Genomic DNA, 15,015 nt, shown 5'->3' with positions numbered 1-15,015 from the left:
GGTACGCCTCCCGCCAGTGACGGCGATGCTGCCAGGCGTACGGCGGCAGATCGGCCAGGCCCCCGGAGGGCTGCAGCCGACTCCAGTCCACCTCGACGCCGTGACAGTGCGCCGTGCCTGCCGCGACGAGGAAGGCCTGCCGCTCCGGCTGGTTCCGGCGCAGCGTCGTGCCGACGAACACGTCCTCGAACCCGTTCTCCGAGAGCGTCTCGGTGACCGAGTGCGCGACCACCGGGTGGGGCGAGATCTCCAGGAACACGCGGTAGCCGTCCTGCGCCGCGGCCGTGGTGGCCGCGGCCAGCCGTACCGGGTCCCGGAGGTTCGCCGCCCAGTACGCGCCGTCCAGGACGGGAGTCGACCGGGGGTCGGCCAGCGCGGTCGAGTACATCGGGATGCGGGGCGCCCCGAACGAGAGGTCGGTGGTCCGGGCCGCCAGTTCGACGGCCAGAGGCTCCATCTGCGGGCTGTGGAAGGCGACGTCCGACGCCACCCGCCGAGCCACGACGCCTTCGACCGGCCACTCGTTCACCACCGCCTCGACCGCGGCGACGTCGCCGGACAGCACGGTGGAGCCGGGCGCCGACGAGATCGCGGCCACCAGGTCGGTACGGCCGGCCAGCCTCGCCGCCGCCTCCTCGAAGGACAGGTCGACCATCACCATGGCCCCCTTGCCCTCGGCCTGGCGCAGCAGTACGGAGCGGCGGCAGATCAGGCGGGCGCCGTCGGCGACGGACATCGCGCCGGCCGTCACCGCCGCCGCGATCTCGCCGACGGAGTGGCCGATGACGGCCTTCGGAACGACCCCGTACGCGTTCCAGAGCCTGGCGAGGCCCAGCTGCATCACGAAGATCATGGTCTGCACGCGGTCGATGGTGTCGAGATCGCCGTCGGCCAGGACCTGCCGGGGAGAGAAACCGATCTCCTCGACGAAGATCGGCTCCACCTCGTCGACCAGAGCCGCGAACTCCGGTACGGCGAGCAGCTCCCGCCCCATCCCGCGCCACTGGCAGCCCTGCCCGGAGAAGACCCAGACCGGCCCGGGACCGAGCTCGGGCAGCACGTCACCGGTGAGGACGGCCTCGGCCGGCACGTCGTCGGCGAGCCGACGCAGGCTGGCCGCCAGTTCATCCCGATCCGCCCCGATCACGACAGCGCGACGCGCCAGATGGGTACGCCGGAGCGCCAGCGTGTGCCCCGCCGACGCCACATCGAGCCCCTTGTCGAGGTGATCGGCGAGCCTGCCCGCGTACTGCCGCAGCGCCCGCTCCGACGCGGCCGACAACGGGAACAGCCGCTCCCCCGTCTCCTCGCCACGGGCCGCCTCCGGGACCGGAGGGGCCTGTTCGAGCACGATGTGCGCGACCGTACCGCCGTACCCGAAGCTGGAGACGCCCGCCCGGCGGGGGTGGTCGCGGGCCGGCCAGTCCGATCGTTCCGTCACCACGCGCAGGCCCGAGGTCTCCCACGGGATGGACGGGTTGAGGCTGGTCAGCACGCTCGGGGGGATCTCGCCGCGGTGGAGGGCGAGCACCGCCTTGATGACGCCGGCGATGCCGGCGGCGCCTTCGAGGTGGCCGATGTTGGACTTGACCGAGCCGATGAGGCACGGGTCGCCCGGAGGCCGCCCGATGCCGTAGACGGAGGAGAGCGCCCCCGCCTCGAGCGGGTCGCCGAGCCGGGTGCCGGTGCCGTGCGCCTCGATGTAGTCGACGGTGGACGGCGCGACGCCGGCCTGCCGGCAGGCCCGGGTCATCACGTGTTCCTGGGCCTCGCCGCACGGCGCCATGATGCCGTTGGTGTGTCCGTCCTGGTTCACGGCGCTGCCGATGACGAGCGCGAGGACGCGGTCACCGTCGCGCCGCGCGTCCGACAGCCGCTTGAGCACGACCACGCCGACGCCCTCGCCGCGTCCGTATCCGTCGGCCGACGCGTCGAAGGACTTGGACCGCCCGTCGGGGGCCAGGGCTCCGGCCGTGCCGAGCGTGAGGGTCTGGCCCGGAGTGACCAGCAGGTTGACGCCGCCGGCGAGAGCGACGTCGTTCTCCCCGAGGCGCAGGCTCTGCGCGGCCAGGTGCAGCGCGACCAGCGACGCCGAGCAGGCGGTGTCGATCGCCATGCTGGGGCCGCGCAGGTCCAGCGAGTAGGAGATGCGGTTCGCGACGGCGCAGGTCGCGGCGCCGATCCCGGTCCACGCCTCGATCTGGGGCAGGTCCTCCAGGAGGCGGCTTCCGTAGTCGCCGGTGCAGACCCCGACGAACACTCCGGCGTCGGTGCCGGCCAGTTCGTGCGGCGGCAGGCCGGCGTGCTCCAGGGCCTCCCACGCGGTCTCCATCAGGATCCGCTGCTGCGGGTCCATCAGCTCGGCCTCGCGGGGCGACAGGCCGAAGAACTCCGCGTCGAAGCCCTCGATGTCGCTCAAGAAACTCCCGTGACGTACGGCGTCGCGCAGTGCGGCGGCGTATTCGGGGCTGCGGTTCTCGTCCCGGCGCCAGCGTTCGGCGGGCAGCGGCCGGGTCGTGTTCCGGCCGGCGCTCAGCAGATCCCAGAACTCGTCCGGTGAGTGGACGTCACCGGGCAGGCGGCATCCGATCCCGATCACCGCGACTGGTTCCACCTGGACTCCACGCGGACTGTCGGCCATCTGCGTTCGTTCCCTTCGGTTCAGACCCATGGAGGATTGTCAATGATCTTGATCACGGCGCTGGAGACGGTCACTCCCGGTCCGGTGCCGAGCATCAGCATGGAATCGCCCGGACCCAGTTGCCCGGTCATGAGCAGGTGGTCGAGGGAAAGCACCTGGTCGCTCGCCCCGCAGTGGCCGATGGTGCGGCCGTAGTCCCAGGTCGAGCGGGACATGGGCAGGTCGAGCATGGCCATGCACCGCTGTTCGACGATCTCTTCCGAGTAGTTCATGAACGCCACCCGGGTGAGCGCGCCGGCCTCGATCCCGCTCTCGGCCAGCGCGCGCTCGGCGACCTCCATCAACGCCCGCTGGATCTTGAACAGCGCCGCGGTGGCCTCGCCCTTGGCCATGACCTGCTGCCGGAACTGGTCGTTCCTGGCCGCGAAGCTCATCCGGCGCCCGACCGTGACACCCGGCGGGAACAGGGGCTCGCTGCCCCGGTGCAGTTCCTCGGCCTCGGTCACCGTCGTCGTGCACACCGACATCAGGCGGGCGAAACCCGTCTCCTTGGTGAGGACGAGCGCGCTGGCGGCGTCTCCGCCGATGTATCCGGGGCCCATCCGCCACCGGTCCATCAGCGGGGTGCCGTAGTTGTCGGCGGCGACCAGCAGGGCGGCCCGCCGGCCGGGAGCGGCGTCCAGGTGGCCGGCCGCCAGTTCCAGGGCGATGAACATCCCGTTGCAGCCCTGCCGGATCTCGGTGGCCAGGACGTCCCCGCCGACGAGCTGACGCTGCAGGTGGGAGTGCGGGGGCCAGCCGTCCGGTCCCTGGTGCCACGTCGAGGCGTACAGGAGGAGATCGAGGTCGGCGGGCGCCCGGCCGCTGCGCTTGAGCGCGCTCTGCGCCGCGTGCAGGGCCATCTCCGGAGCCGGCAGATCACCGGCCACCACCGCCCCGGCCAGGTTGTGCAGCTCGGCCTCTTCCGCCGGGTACCAGCCTTTGGCGACGGCCTTCTCGACGCTGATGACGGTCCGGGGAAGGAAGGCTCCCACTCCGCTGATGTACGTGTCCGCGTACCGCATGGCTCTGTCCTCGCCCCGGCTAGACGGATTCGAGTTCTCTGACCAGCGCCACGATGGTCGTGACGTCCTGGAAGTTCTCGGATTCGAGCTTCGCGGCGGGGACCGGGACGCCGACGTCCTTGCGGAGGAAGTTCAGCAGCCGCGCCGTACGCAGGGAGTCCAGGAGGCCCGACGTGAGAAGCGGGGTCGTCTCGTCGACCGTGATGTCGTCGCCGTCCTGGACGAGGTTCTCCTGGATGAAGTCGACCAGCCTTCGGGTGAGCTCGGTCATGCGCGTGCCCCTGTCGTGACGGGAGAGGTGGAGAGGACCCTGAACACCGCCGCGGCGCAGGACGTGCCGGAGCCGAACCCGACCATGAGCAGGTGATCGCCGGCCACGAGCCCGCCGGTGGCGAGCAGATGCTCGAAGGCGATGAACTGGTCCACCGCGCCGCAGTGGCCCACCCGCCTCCCGTAGTCCCAGGTGGTCTGGTCCTCGTCGATGCCCAGCCAGGACATCTGGCCGTCCAGGTCTTCGCGGCGGCCGTGCGGCAACGCCACCCGCGTGATGTCGGAGAGCTCGATCCCGGCCTCGTCCAGGGTCTGTTCGACCTGCTGCATCATCGTTTTCTGGATCGTCAGGTGGATCCCGGTTCCCTGAGCTTTGAGCAGTCGCTGGCGGAATTCCTCGTGCCGGTCTCCGAAGCTCAGCCCGATGCCGATGGTGGCGTCCGGGGGGAACAGCGGGTAGGCGCCGTCGTTGACCGCGTCGGCCTCCGGGATCACCGTGGCGTTCACCGACAGGAGTTCGGCCATGCCGTGCCCCTTGCCGAGGATGAGCGCCGCCGCGGCGTCGCCGATCAGCGCGCCGGGGGTCATCCGCCAGCGGTCCACCAGCGGGGTGCCGTGGTTGTCCGAGGAGACGACCATGGCTGTCTCCCGGTCCGGGACCGCCTGCAGGTAACTCGCCGCCAGCTCGAGCGAGCTGATCATCCCCACGCAGCCACTCCGGATCTCGAACGCCGGCACATTCCCGCCGAGGAGGTGCTTCTGCAGGTAGTGCTGCGGCTGCCAGCCGTTCGGGCCCTGGTGCCACACCGACGGGTAGAGCAGCAGGTCGAGATCTCGCGGGGAGGACTCACCCCAGCGGTCGTAGGCGTCCAGGACCGCGAGCCGCGCCATCTCCGGCGCGGGCATGTCGCCGGCCACCGCCGCACCGATCTGCCGGAACTTCTCGGCCTCCTCGGCCGGGTACCAGCCTTCACGGACCGCCTGCTCGACGCTCACGCTTTCCGGCACGTAGACGCCGAGACTCCTGACGAACATGTTGGATGTACGCAACGCGTCCCCTAACTCATCGACGATCTCGGAAACGACCTCTCAGGAGGTAGAAGGCGGCTCATCCGATTAATCTCGGGCCCCGGGGGATATCGAGCGACCCCGGCCGGTCAATGAAAACAACGGTAAATAGGCTGGCGAGCCGCCAGGGGCAAGAATAGGGGTGGACCGTCGGATAAAGCAATATGAATGCCGACCACATTCCGTGATCGGCATCCAACGGAACGTGTTGAATTTTACAAATGCGTCTTCCGCTTCACATCTCGGTTTTTCCGAATGTAAACGGTGCCGGGCCGTCGCCATTCAGCTCGGGCCCGGCACGTTGATCAGGGCACTCTCGGGCAGACGATGTTGTTGAGCTTGAACTGGGCCGGAATGGCGTTCGTCCCGGTGACGGACGCCGTGAAGCTGGCATTCTGACTGGAACCGGGACCGATGTAGGAGTTGTGGCCGGCGTCACGGGCTGTGACCGCGGTGCCGACCTGGGTGATCACGCTGTTCCAGTAGGCCGTGACCTGCTGGTTGCCCGCCCAGGTCCACGTCAGGGCCCACTTCTCGATGGGGGTCGTGCCGGTGTTCCGGACGGTCACGCTGCCGTTGAAGGCGCCCGGCCAGCCGCCGGTGGCGTAGGTGACCTCGCAGGAGGTGCCCATCTTGAGCCCACCGCGCAGGAACGTCGCGAAGTTGTCCCAGGTGGTGTGGAACGTGCCGGTCCCGACGGTCTCGGTGCAGTCGGTGGTGGTGCGTACGGTGTGGTTCGCGAACTGGGCGGGATCCATGATCTCGTCCTTCATGTGGTCCGCGCCGGGTACCGAGATGAAGATGGCGTCGCCGCACTGGGCCTTGATCTTGTTGTAGAGCAGGACGCTCTGCCCGTGCGGCACCAGGAAGTCGGCCTGGCCGTGCATGAACAGCAGGGGTGGGTCGTTGGCGTCGACGTAGTTCATCGGATTGGCCAGGGCGGTCGCCGCCGGGCAGGTCTGGATCGGGCAGCCGATCAGGAGGGATTCCGGGGAGCCGGGGGAGTCGTGGTCGATCACGCCGGGCGGCAGGCTCTGCGCGTTCATCTGCAGGAAGTCGGTCGGGGCGTAGAAGGCGAGCCCCACCTGCACGGCGCTGGAGACGCCGGTCGTGCCGATGGTGCCCTCCAGCGCGGCCACGCCGCCGGAGAAGACGGCCATCTCCGTCAGCCAGCCGCCCGACGAGTCGCCCATGATCGCGAAGCGATTGGGGTCGAGCTGGTAGGTGGCGGCGTTCGCGCGCAGCCAGCGGATGGCCGCCTTGACGTCGTGCACCTGGGCCGGGAAGACCGCCTGGCTGCTGGAGCGGACGCTGACGCCGGCCACCGCGAAGCCCAGGGGGTTGAAGATGGCCGCGACCGCGTCCGCGTCCGGGCCCTCCTTGCCGTTGTCGCTCGTCCACGCCGAGCCGCTGTGCCAGATGATCAGCGGCCGGGGCGTGATGCCGGTGGACGGCAGGTGGAGATCCAGCAGATGTCCCCTGCTACCGGCCGGTTGTGCGGGCGCGTAAGCGATGTCAGTGATCACCGTGGCGTGGGCCGGCGGCGTGAAGGTCGCTGACACGCCGACGGCCGCCAGCAGGGTCATCACCATGCCGGCAACCATGGGCATACGGATTCGAGCTTGCATTTGTGCGACTCCGGTCGGTCGGATGATCGCCGCTTCCCTGGTGACCGTCCGTGTCCTCCCGCGCCCGGACGGCCGCGGTCAGCATGCCGACCGTAGCGCCTGCGAGAACGACGTCCTGCTCGGGTGTCGCGGCTTACATCGATATGGGCGGGGAGACGATATGACACGTATGTGACGATGGTCAAAGGTTTCTTTACATCGTTTTAACTGAACGGGAAAATGGGCACGAATCGGACCCCATAGATCAACACGGCGCGAAGAAGTACAGATCATGCATGGCCCGTACAGGTAGTCGGATACGCACCTGCGGGGTCCTCCAAGGCCGCCAGGTCCGGAATTGGACAGCGGACACAGGCGACTGGAAAGTGATACCGGTTTTACCGACGGTGAATATCCGCGAACTCGCCGTCGCCCTCTATGAAACTTTCATCCGTGACAATTTTCCTGACGCGTGATGAGTGATAGCGTCCACCTTCATGATCTCCACAGTCGCAGGAGGACGAATGCGAAAGGTACGCGCTGTTCTCGTCACGGCCGTCGTGGTTCTCGGGACGTCGCTGACCATCGGCGCCACCCCGGCTCAGGCCGATGGCGAGAGGGTGGCCGGCATCTTCAGGTACGAGCCGGACTGCGAGCGGGTCGGCACTCAGGGTGTCAACCAGGACTGGTGGAACGACTATGAGTGCGAGTGGGAGGGCCGGTACCGCTACTTCTTCCTCTACGCATGACCCTCGTCCACCGCTGAGAGGCTGAACCGGGCCCCGACCGACCCGATCGCGCCACTCCCACCAGGACGAATCGAGAGGGGACGGGTCGCCCGCCCCCTCTCGCATCACAGCTGCGCGGGCAGACCGACCACGCGCAGTGGGCCGTGACGGTCTGCCGGCTGGATCAGGTCAGGTGACCGGTTCGATCCACACGTTGCGGAAGCGGGGATTCTGGCCAGGGTCGCCGTGGTCCTGGAGGCGGATCCCGCCCGACGCCGCGCTCTCCGGGATGTTGTCGCCCGTGCCGCCGTCGATGGCCACGTCGTTGTGCACCACCACGCCGTTCCAGACGACCGTGACCCGCGCGTTGTCGACCTTCACTCCCGCGCTGGTGTAGCGGGCGGCGCGGAAGGTGATGTCGTAGGTCTGCCACGTCCCCGGAGCGGTGGCCATGTTGCTGTCGGGCGCGCGCTTGTTGTAGATCGCGCCCGCCCCGTTGACAAGCGCCGTGGGGTCACCGGACGACTCCAGAACCTGGACCTCGTAGCGTTCCTGGAGGTAGACGCCGCTGTTGCCGCGCTGCTGCCCGGTCACGTCCGGCGGGTAGTCCGGCTCGTACCACTCGACGTGGAGCTTGAAGTCGCCGAACGTCTGCCGGGTACGGATGTCGCCGCCGAGGGACTCCACGGAGCCGTTCGCGATCGGCCACGTGGCCGACCCGCCGGCCCGTTTCTCCCACGCCGCCAGGCTGGACCCGTCGAACAGCGTGATCCGCTGCGCCTTCGACACGGTGATGTGGTCGAGGTTGACGTTGCCCGCGTCGCCGGAGTCGTACTTGTAGGCGATCGTGTTCGTGCCCCGGTTCAGGTCGAGCGCCTCCGTCTGGACGGCCCAGGAGTCCCAGCCGCCGGTGGCGGCCAGCCGCACCCGCCTGACCTTCTCGCCGTTGACGTACACGCTCACCGACCTGCCGGCGTCGGCCGCGTAGCGGAGCCCCACGTTGTGCGTGCCGGTGGAGTCGGACCACACGGAGAACGACGTGCTCGCGCCCTCGTTCCAGTAGCCGTCGACGAAGCCCTTGTAGGTGTAGCCCTGGTGGTCCTTGTTCGCCTTCGCGCCGCCGCTCAGCGAGGCGTTCTCCGCCTCGAACACCCGTTGGGCGGCCACGGTGAGGGAGTCGAGGTTGACGTTGCCCGCGTCGCCGCTGTCGTACCTGTAGGTGATGGTGTTGGCGCCTTCGTTCAACGCGAGCGGTTCGACCCGGGTGGCCCACAGGTCCCAGGTCTCCGTGGTGGGCAGCGGCACCTGCCTGATCTTGGTCCCGTTGACGTACACGCTCAGGGATTTGGTGCCGCGCGCGGGGTTCGGGCCGTTGGAGTAGCGCAGGCCGACGTGGTAGGTGCCGGTCCTGGGCGCGTGTACGGCGAACTGCGTGGCCGCTCCCACGTTCCAGTAGCCGTCGGCGAAGCCGCTGCCCGAGTAGCTCAGATGGTCGGTGTTCAGCTTCGCGCCGCCGCTGTGCGAGGCGCTCTCCGCCTCGTACACGGTGTCGGTCTCCGGGCCGTCGACCATCGTGTTGAGTGTGTACCAGGCCTCGGTGCTCCACAGCGGCTGCCCCGACGCCGAACTGAAGGGGCGCGGCGACCGCAGGTACACCACGCGTCCCGGCTTGAGACCCGCGATCTTCAGCGTGACCTTCTTGCCGTCGGAGGACAGGTCGGCGGAGGTGACGGTCAGCGGTTCCTCGTCCACCTTGGGGCCACCGTAGGTGGAGGCCGCGGCGTACCGCCACTGGGTGATCTGGTACTTGGCCGCCAGCGACGCGGCGGTCTCGGCCGACAGCGGCTGGGTGTACTCCAGCTCGAAGCCGCCCTCGATCGCGCGCATCCTCAGGATGTCGAAGGCCTTGTTGTCGCCGGGGGTCAGCTTCTGCAGTCCGTAGGTGAGCTTGCCCGGCTGGCCCCAGTTTCCGCCGGCGCCGAGACCTCCGGCGTAGATGGCGCCGTCAGGCCCCAGGCTGATCCGGTTGACCCCCGCCTCAAGGCCCTGGGTGAGGCGGAAGACCGCGCCCTGGTACTCGCCGTTGACCTTCTCGAGGTACCCGCGCTGGATCCCGCCGTAGGTGACGTCGCCGAACAGCATCTGCCCCGCGAACCTGCCCTGCTTCAGGAGCAGCGGCGTGCTGGGCGAATTGGCGATCTCGTTGTGCGGCAGCCAGAGCACGGGCGCGCTCACCAGGTTGTTGTCGAACCGGCCGTCGGGGTTGGTGTAGTGGTTGAAGAACCGGTCCTTCTTGATGTGGACGAGTTTCGAGGCGGGCAGCCAGCCGCCCTGGTTGTCCATGACGAACAGGTCATCGTTCGGACCCCAGCCGAGCCCGTTGGGCGTACGCAGGCCGCCGGCGATGTACTCGATCGCGCCGGTGGCCTTGTCGACCTTGATGGTCGTGCCCCTGTCCGGCGCCGGCTGCGGGTCGGTGGTGGCGCCGCCGTAGTTGATGGCGACGGAGAGGTTGATGTAGAAGTGGCCGTCCCGGTAGAGCATCCCGAACGCGAACTCGTGGAAATTGCCGCCGAACGGCCAGGTCGCCACGGTCCTGAGGTTGTCGGCGACCTCGTCTCCGTTGGTGTCGTTCAGCTCCACCAGCCGGGACTTCTCCGACACGTAGAGCTTGCCGTCCACGTACTTGATGCCCATGGGCTCCTGAAGACCGCTGGCGATCTTCTTGGTGGTCACCTGCGCGGGTGAGGTGTCGCCGGTGACGTTGTCGAGCAGGTAGACCTCGCCGAGCTTGTTTTCCGAGCCACCCCACGTGGCGATCGCCAACCGGTTGTCGGGCAGCCAGTCCATCGCGGTCACCTGCGGCTCGAAACCGTCCGGTCGCAGGTCGGTGAGCGTGAAGTCAGGGTGTACCGACTCCAGCGGCAGCCCGTCGCCCGGAGAGTCGGCGCCGCTCTCGCACTCCTTGCGCCCGGGGGCGGTGACCCGCACCACGTCCGCGTCCGTGCTCAGCACCGAGTTCGGCACGAGGGTGAACCCGGAGGATCCGGGTGGTTTCCACTCCAGCTTGAGCTGCTGGCCGTACAGGTGCTCGAAGTGGTCGACGCGCAGCGCGTGGTAGCCGGTGGTCAGGGTGATCGCGCCGTCCACGGCGATCGGCCCGTGCCGCCCCTCGTTGGTGATCACGACGGTGTCGTCGATGCGCAGCCGGGAGCCGTCGTCGCTGGTGAGCCGGAACTCGTACGTGCCCGCGGCGGCGATGGAGATGTTGCCGAGGGCCTCGGTGACGAACATGTCGGTCAGGCCGAAGTCGGCGTCGGAGATCCAGTCGATCGTGGGCATCAGCTTGTCCACGTTGGGTGTCTGACCGGGCTTGAGCGTACAGATCTTGGACAGTTCGACTTGGACGTCGTAGGTGCGCAGGGTGACGCCCGGCACTTGCGGCGGCACCGCCGCGCGTGCTTGGGCGGGTACGACGAGCCAGGAGAGTGAGGTGAGCAGTACGACGGATAAGAGGGGTAATTTCCGCATGCCAGTCCCATCTCGGTGCAGGTGCCGCGGTCGGCGCGGCGTGGGGGTTACGGCACCGCTGATATGGCCCGACCGGGGCTTTCATTAGCTGTAACACGGCAGGAGTAACGCTGATCTGCGTCGTAATATAGAGCGAGATTTGCCACTTGCCCATACTCTTTTGCCACAAATCGACGAAAGTCACGACTTCCGCGACAGAAGGGTGCGATGTGTGGCGAGGTCCGCGCGGTTGGTCAGGGTCACTCCCCCGCGCGGCCCTCCGAGCGTCTTGTGCGTCGTCGGTCGTGGCCACGGGCCCACCCGCCCCGGTCGACCTGACGGCCCCCGGCAACGGACCGCCCATCCGGTGGCCAAGTCCCGCGTCCTGCCACCGCCGCGTGACAACGAGCGGTCGGCGCAAGGTGATGGCCTGCTCATGGCAGATCTGCGGCTGATCTGCTGCTTGGGCCGTCGTTTCCGTACAAGACGGCCGTAGTGGCGCTTCCTAGCATGGGCATTCCGCTGCGGCGCGAAGGCGTGGCACTACCATCCGCTTGTCGATCTACCTGGCGGCCTGGTCGTCCGGCTATGAGGAGAACAGCACATGCGTGATCTGATCTATACCGCGTTCGTTTCGCTTGACGGCGTTGTGGACTCCCCGGGCGGTGGTCCGGGCGAAGACCACCGCAGCGGTGGCTGGGTGGTCAAGGACATCGAGTTCCTGCCCGAGGCGTTCTCACTCAAGGGCGAGGAACTCGAGGACACGACGGCGTTGATGTTCGGCCGCCGCAGCTACGAGGTGTTCGCACCGCTCTGGCGCGACTCGGAGGACCACGCCGCCTACAAGGATCTGCCCAAGTACGTGGTCTCGACCACGCTGCCCGACGACGCCCTCGTCGAGGGTTGGGGTCCGACGAGGATCCTGCGCTCCACCGAGGACGTCGCCGAGCTCAAGCAGAGCGAAGGTGGCGCGATCTTCATCCATGGGAGTGCGGAGCTCGCTCGACGCCTGTCGGACGCGGGCCTGGTCGACCGGTACAACCTGCTCGTCTTCCCGGTGCTGCTCGGAGCCGGGAAGAGCCTGTTCAGCAGAGCCGACAAGGACAAGCAGGCACTGAGTCTCCGGGCGTCCGCGGCCTACCCGAACGGTGTCGTCAAGTTGATCTACGACGTCGTCGGCTGATCCAGAGCCAGGGCGATCGCACCGCCGGTGCCCTCGCGGAGTTCTCGCGCCGTACGCCCGACATACCGGCGCAGCGCATGGGCCAGGTGCGGCTCGTCGAAGTACTCGAGCCCGCAGACGACGTCGGCGACCGGGGTGCCGGCGGCCAGCAACGCCGAGGCCTTGCGGACGCGTTCGATCTGCCGTACGGCGCCCTGGGTGAGCCCGGTCGCCGCGCGGAACCGGCGTTCGACCGTGCGTTCCGAGACCACTGGACGGTGGCCTCGGCGGACCTCGGCGACGAGCGGGTCACGGACCACGGCTCCGGCGCGCACCAGGCGGTCGACCAGGGCCTCGGCGTCGTCGGGGCCGGGCGTCTCCCAACGGAGACCGTCCAGCCGGAAGGTCCTGTGCGTGGCGTCGGGGAGTTCGACGCCACGGTCGACCAGGGCCGACGTGGGCACGGCCCGGAGTTGGCTGCCCACCGCGAACTCGATGCCGACGAAGGTCGCGCCCTCCGGCACCGGCGCGGTGCCGGTCCTGGTCTCAGGGCCGGAGATGCTCGCGTACGCCCTGCCCTCAAGCTCCCAGAACACCAGGCCCCAGCACACCGCCGCCACTGAGGTCATCTCCGCGACCCGCTCGCTCGTACAGGTCCACACAGTGTCGACCCAGGGCGAGTCGGACGCACGAGTCTCGAACCACAGTGCCACGGGAGAAGGATAGGCACAGTTCGTCTTCCACCGAATCGCGCCGCCATCGTGCCGACGACCGCCCGCGCTCCCGGGTGGCCGGGCCGAGGGCGTCCATTGCTGGACAATGAGCGACATGCAGCCTGACGAAGAGCCTCTCTTCGGAGGAAATGTCAGTACCGGCGTTGTCCGAGTGGGAGATACGGTGCGTCGTCCCGCCGGGCCTTGGACGCCGGCCGTGCACGCCTTGCTCACCCATCTGCACGAAGTGGGATTCGCAGGTGCTCCCCGCCCTCTCGGTATCGACGATCAAGGCCGCGAGGTGCTGACCTTCGCGCCTGGCACGGTCGTATGGCCGGATCATTTCGCCCTGCTGGATCCTGTTCATCGGCTTGGGCGCGTCGCGCGTCTGATCCGAGATTTCCATGACGCGGTGCAGGGCTTCGTTCCCCCGGCAGAAGCTAGCTGGCGGGTGTTCATCCCAGCGGACGGAGCCGACATCATCGCCCATCACGATCTGGCCCCATGGAATCTGGTCGCGGATGGTGATCACGGCTGGGTGTTCATCGATTGGGACGGAGCGGGGCCCGGGACCCGCTTGTGGGACGTCGCCTACGCCCTTCACGGATTCGTCCCGCTGTCGGCGCATCCGGCGTGGCAACGCACCGACGCCGCGATGCGGCTGCGGATCTTCGCCGACGCGTACGGCCTGGATGAGGCTCAGCGTCATCAGTTGGTGCCGCTGCTGAGCCGGCGTACCCGTGCGATGCACGATTTCCTGAGGCAACAAGCCATCGACGGTGCTCAGCCGTGGACGAGGTTGTGGGATGAGGGTCATGGTGACGCGTGGCTGAGTGACGCCGAGTACATCGAGGAGTATGAGCAGCTGTGGGTTCGCGCCCTGGTGTCGTGACGCTCCTGCGAGCGACAGTCACCCAGAAGATCAGAAAGGCCGGGTCCGCTGAGCGGAACCGGCCTTGTCCTGGGTGGAGCTATGGGGATTTGAACCCCAGACCCCTTCGATGCGAACGAAGTGCGCTACCGGACTGCGCTATAGCCCCTTGGACTCGATTAGATTAGCAAACTTCCAGGGGTGTTCGCGCCAGATGGTCGCTCGCCGGCAGTGCGGCGGGGCCGGCGTACTGACCGAGATCCGGTCAGTCGCCGACCGCGCGACGATGATCCGCGTACTGATCGAAGACCTGAACCCGGCGGCGGGCCTCGATCTCGATGATCTCGGCCTCGCGCGCGGCCTCCTCCAGGCGGCGGCGCAGTTCCCGGGCGTGCCGGGCGCGGGCAGCCTGAGCTCTGGCGGCGAGTACCCGCTGCTCCCCGTCGATCCGTACGGCAACGCGAAGCACGGCCAGATACCCGACCAGCACCAGAGCGGAGGGCGTAATCCCCCACCACGGCACGATCTGCACAGCCGCCGTCACAACCGACGCCAGGAACAGCAGGATGCTCCACAGGAGCCGCCTGCGACGCCGAGCGGTGATCCGCGCACGACGCCGCCATTCGGCCCGGCGAGGATCAACCGGCCCGGATGCGGCCTCTGCGGGAACCGGCGCATTCCCATCGCCCGTACGCCCTTCGGATCGGGGCAAGCTCTCGGAGTCACCAGCCGGCTCCGGAACGGCGGGCACGTCCGACGAGTCGGAGTTCTGTGACTCGTGTGGCGTCGGAAGCGGCTCGGTGAGGGTGTCTCCTTCAACAGTGAACTTCTCGTCGTCCACGTACACGTACCGGTCGCGGCGGAGCCACATCGGAACGAGGACGCCCAGCCACATCGCAACGATCGCAAGGTAAAGGAGGACGCTGCTCATGCGCTCCTCCTTCTCTGGGCTGCCTGGAGACATCTGGGGACGGGTCGTCGCGCAGATGTGCTCACGTCACGCACCGTAAGACGGCGTGTCACTGATTGACGAGCATTCGGTGCGGTGTGTCGCGAGATCGTCAAAGCTGTTCATGTAAATCGGCGCGTCAAACTGTGACTAGAACGCGCTCACTGGGCTTCCGTACGGCGGGCGGCCGCGGCGTCACGCGTCCGCCGCCACTGCACGAGCAGCCCTCGGGGGGCGTCCTCCACCGTCAGCGCGTAGCAGATGTGGTCGCGCCAGGCGCCGTCGATGTGGAGCTGGCGCCGGCGCACACCCTCCTCGCGGAAGCCGAGCTTCTCGACCACCCGGCGGCTGGCGTGGTTCTCGGGGCGGATGTTCGCCTCCAGCCGGTGCAGACCGGTGGTGAAGAAGCAGTGGTCGACGGCCAGCGCGAGG

The 15,015-nt window shown here is 68.2% G+C and carries 12 protein-coding genes and 1 tRNA gene; 3 read left to right on the top strand and 10 right to left on the bottom strand.

What is annotated here, in order from left to right; translation table 11 throughout:
- The 5 genes from Aph01nite_RS39160 to Aph01nite_RS39135 all read right to left on the bottom strand — a co-directional run.
- Nucleotides 1-2,614 (bottom strand): type I polyketide synthase (locus tag Aph01nite_RS39160; RefSeq protein ID WP_239162315.1); only part of this gene is annotated, 2,614 nt, incomplete at its 3' end.
- A 47-nt stretch (nt 2,615-2,661) separates the two neighbouring features.
- Complete coding sequence (locus tag Aph01nite_RS39155; RefSeq protein WP_204046144.1) at nt 2,662-3,705, bottom strand: ketoacyl-ACP synthase III family protein; 1,044 nt, start codon at nt 3,703-3,705, stop codon at nt 2,662-2,664.
- 19 nt (nt 3,706-3,724) lie between these two features.
- Nucleotides 3,725-3,976 carry an acyl carrier protein gene (locus Aph01nite_RS39150; protein WP_204046143.1) on the bottom strand — a complete coding sequence of 84 codons (252 nt, stop codon included), beginning with the start codon at nt 3,974-3,976 and terminating at the stop codon, nt 3,725-3,727.
- A complete protein-coding gene (locus Aph01nite_RS39145) occupies nt 3,973-5,025 on the bottom strand; it encodes a ketoacyl-ACP synthase III family protein (RefSeq protein WP_239162314.1) in 1,053 nt (350 codons plus the stop codon). Before Aph01nite_RS39145 ends, Aph01nite_RS39150 begins: the two co-directional genes overlap by 4 nt.
- Before the next feature lie 323 nt (nt 5,026-5,348).
- Complete coding sequence (locus Aph01nite_RS39135) at nt 5,349-6,653, bottom strand: cellulose binding domain-containing protein (RefSeq protein WP_204046141.1); 1,305 nt, start codon at nt 6,651-6,653, stop codon at nt 5,349-5,351.
- A 521-nt stretch (nt 6,654-7,174) separates the two neighbouring features.
- Here Aph01nite_RS39135 and Aph01nite_RS39130 point away from each other — a divergent pair.
- Nucleotides 7,175-7,399: a hypothetical protein gene (locus Aph01nite_RS39130; protein WP_204046140.1), complete on the top strand. Its 225-nt coding sequence runs from the start codon at nt 7,175-7,177 to the stop codon at nt 7,397-7,399.
- Nucleotides 7,400-7,567: 168 nt separating this feature from the next.
- On the opposite strand, the gene Aph01nite_RS39125 is transcribed toward Aph01nite_RS39130, so the two are convergent.
- Nucleotides 7,568-10,909, bottom strand: a complete 3,342-nt coding sequence (locus Aph01nite_RS39125; RefSeq protein ID WP_204046139.1) for a 3-keto-alpha-glucoside-1,2-lyase-like domain-containing protein — start codon at nt 10,907-10,909, stop codon at nt 7,568-7,570.
- A gap of 583 nt (nt 10,910-11,492) precedes the next feature.
- Between Aph01nite_RS39125 and Aph01nite_RS39120 the strand changes: the two genes are divergently transcribed.
- Nucleotides 11,493-12,071: a dihydrofolate reductase family protein gene (locus Aph01nite_RS39120; protein ID WP_204046138.1), complete on the top strand. Its 579-nt coding sequence runs from the start codon at nt 11,493-11,495 to the stop codon at nt 12,069-12,071.
- On the opposite strand, the gene Aph01nite_RS39115 is transcribed toward Aph01nite_RS39120, so the two are convergent.
- Nucleotides 12,053-12,763: a helix-turn-helix domain-containing protein gene (locus tag Aph01nite_RS39115; RefSeq protein WP_204046137.1), complete on the bottom strand. Its 711-nt coding sequence runs from the start codon at nt 12,761-12,763 to the stop codon at nt 12,053-12,055. The two genes, Aph01nite_RS39120 and Aph01nite_RS39115, sit on opposite strands and share 19 nt — an antisense overlap.
- A 217-nt stretch (nt 12,764-12,980) precedes the next feature.
- On the opposite strand from Aph01nite_RS39115, the gene Aph01nite_RS39110 reads away from it, so the two are divergent.
- Nucleotides 12,981-13,655 carry a phosphotransferase gene (locus tag Aph01nite_RS39110; RefSeq protein ID WP_204046136.1) on the top strand — a complete coding sequence of 225 codons (675 nt, stop codon included), beginning with the start codon at nt 12,981-12,983 and terminating at the stop codon, nt 13,653-13,655.
- A 74-nt stretch (nt 13,656-13,729) separates the two neighbouring features.
- Here Aph01nite_RS39110 and Aph01nite_RS39105 read toward each other — a convergent pair.
- The 3 genes from Aph01nite_RS39105 to Aph01nite_RS39095 all read right to left on the bottom strand — a co-directional run.
- Nucleotides 13,730-13,803 (bottom strand) — tRNA-Ala (locus Aph01nite_RS39105).
- Between the two features lie 96 nt (nt 13,804-13,899).
- On the bottom strand, nt 13,900-14,565 hold the full coding sequence (sepX, locus tag Aph01nite_RS39100) for a divisome protein SepX/GlpR (protein WP_204046135.1): 666 nt from the start codon (nt 14,563-14,565) through the stop codon (nt 13,900-13,902).
- 179 nt (nt 14,566-14,744) lie between these two features.
- A partial coding sequence (locus Aph01nite_RS39095) for a GNAT family N-acetyltransferase (protein WP_204046134.1) occupies nt 14,745-15,015 on the bottom strand: 271 nt, incomplete at its 5' end.

This window comes from Acrocarpospora phusangensis (assembly GCF_016862995.1).
GTDB lineage: Bacteria > Actinomycetota > Actinomycetes > Streptosporangiales > Streptosporangiaceae > Acrocarpospora > Acrocarpospora phusangensis.
The sequence above is the reverse complement of the archived record's forward strand: the minus strand, read 5'-3'. Positions and strand labels throughout refer to the sequence as shown.

Excerpts from the sequence above, each read along its gene's own strand:
- Aph01nite_RS39125 (WP_204046139.1), bottom strand. The coding sequence starts at position 10,909 with ATGCGGAAATTACCCCTCTTATCCGTCGTACTGCTCACCTCACTCTCC.
- Aph01nite_RS39150 (WP_204046143.1), bottom strand. The coding sequence starts at position 3,976 with ATGACCGAGCTCACCCGAAGGCTGGTCGACTTCATCCAGGAGAACCTC.
- Aph01nite_RS39120 (WP_204046138.1), top strand. The coding sequence starts at position 11,493 with ATGCGTGATCTGATCTATACCGCGTTCGTTTCGCTTGACGGCGTTGTG.
- Aph01nite_RS39130 (WP_204046140.1), top strand. The coding sequence starts at position 7,175 with ATGCGAAAGGTACGCGCTGTTCTCGTCACGGCCGTCGTGGTTCTCGGG.
- Aph01nite_RS39155 (WP_204046144.1), bottom strand. The coding sequence starts at position 3,705 with ATGCGGTACGCGGACACGTACATCAGCGGAGTGGGAGCCTTCCTTCCC.
- Aph01nite_RS39135 (WP_204046141.1), bottom strand. The coding sequence starts at position 6,653 with ATGCCCATGGTTGCCGGCATGGTGATGACCCTGCTGGCGGCCGTCGGC.
- sepX (WP_204046135.1), bottom strand. The coding sequence starts at position 14,565 with ATGAGCAGCGTCCTCCTTTACCTTGCGATCGTTGCGATGTGGCTGGGC.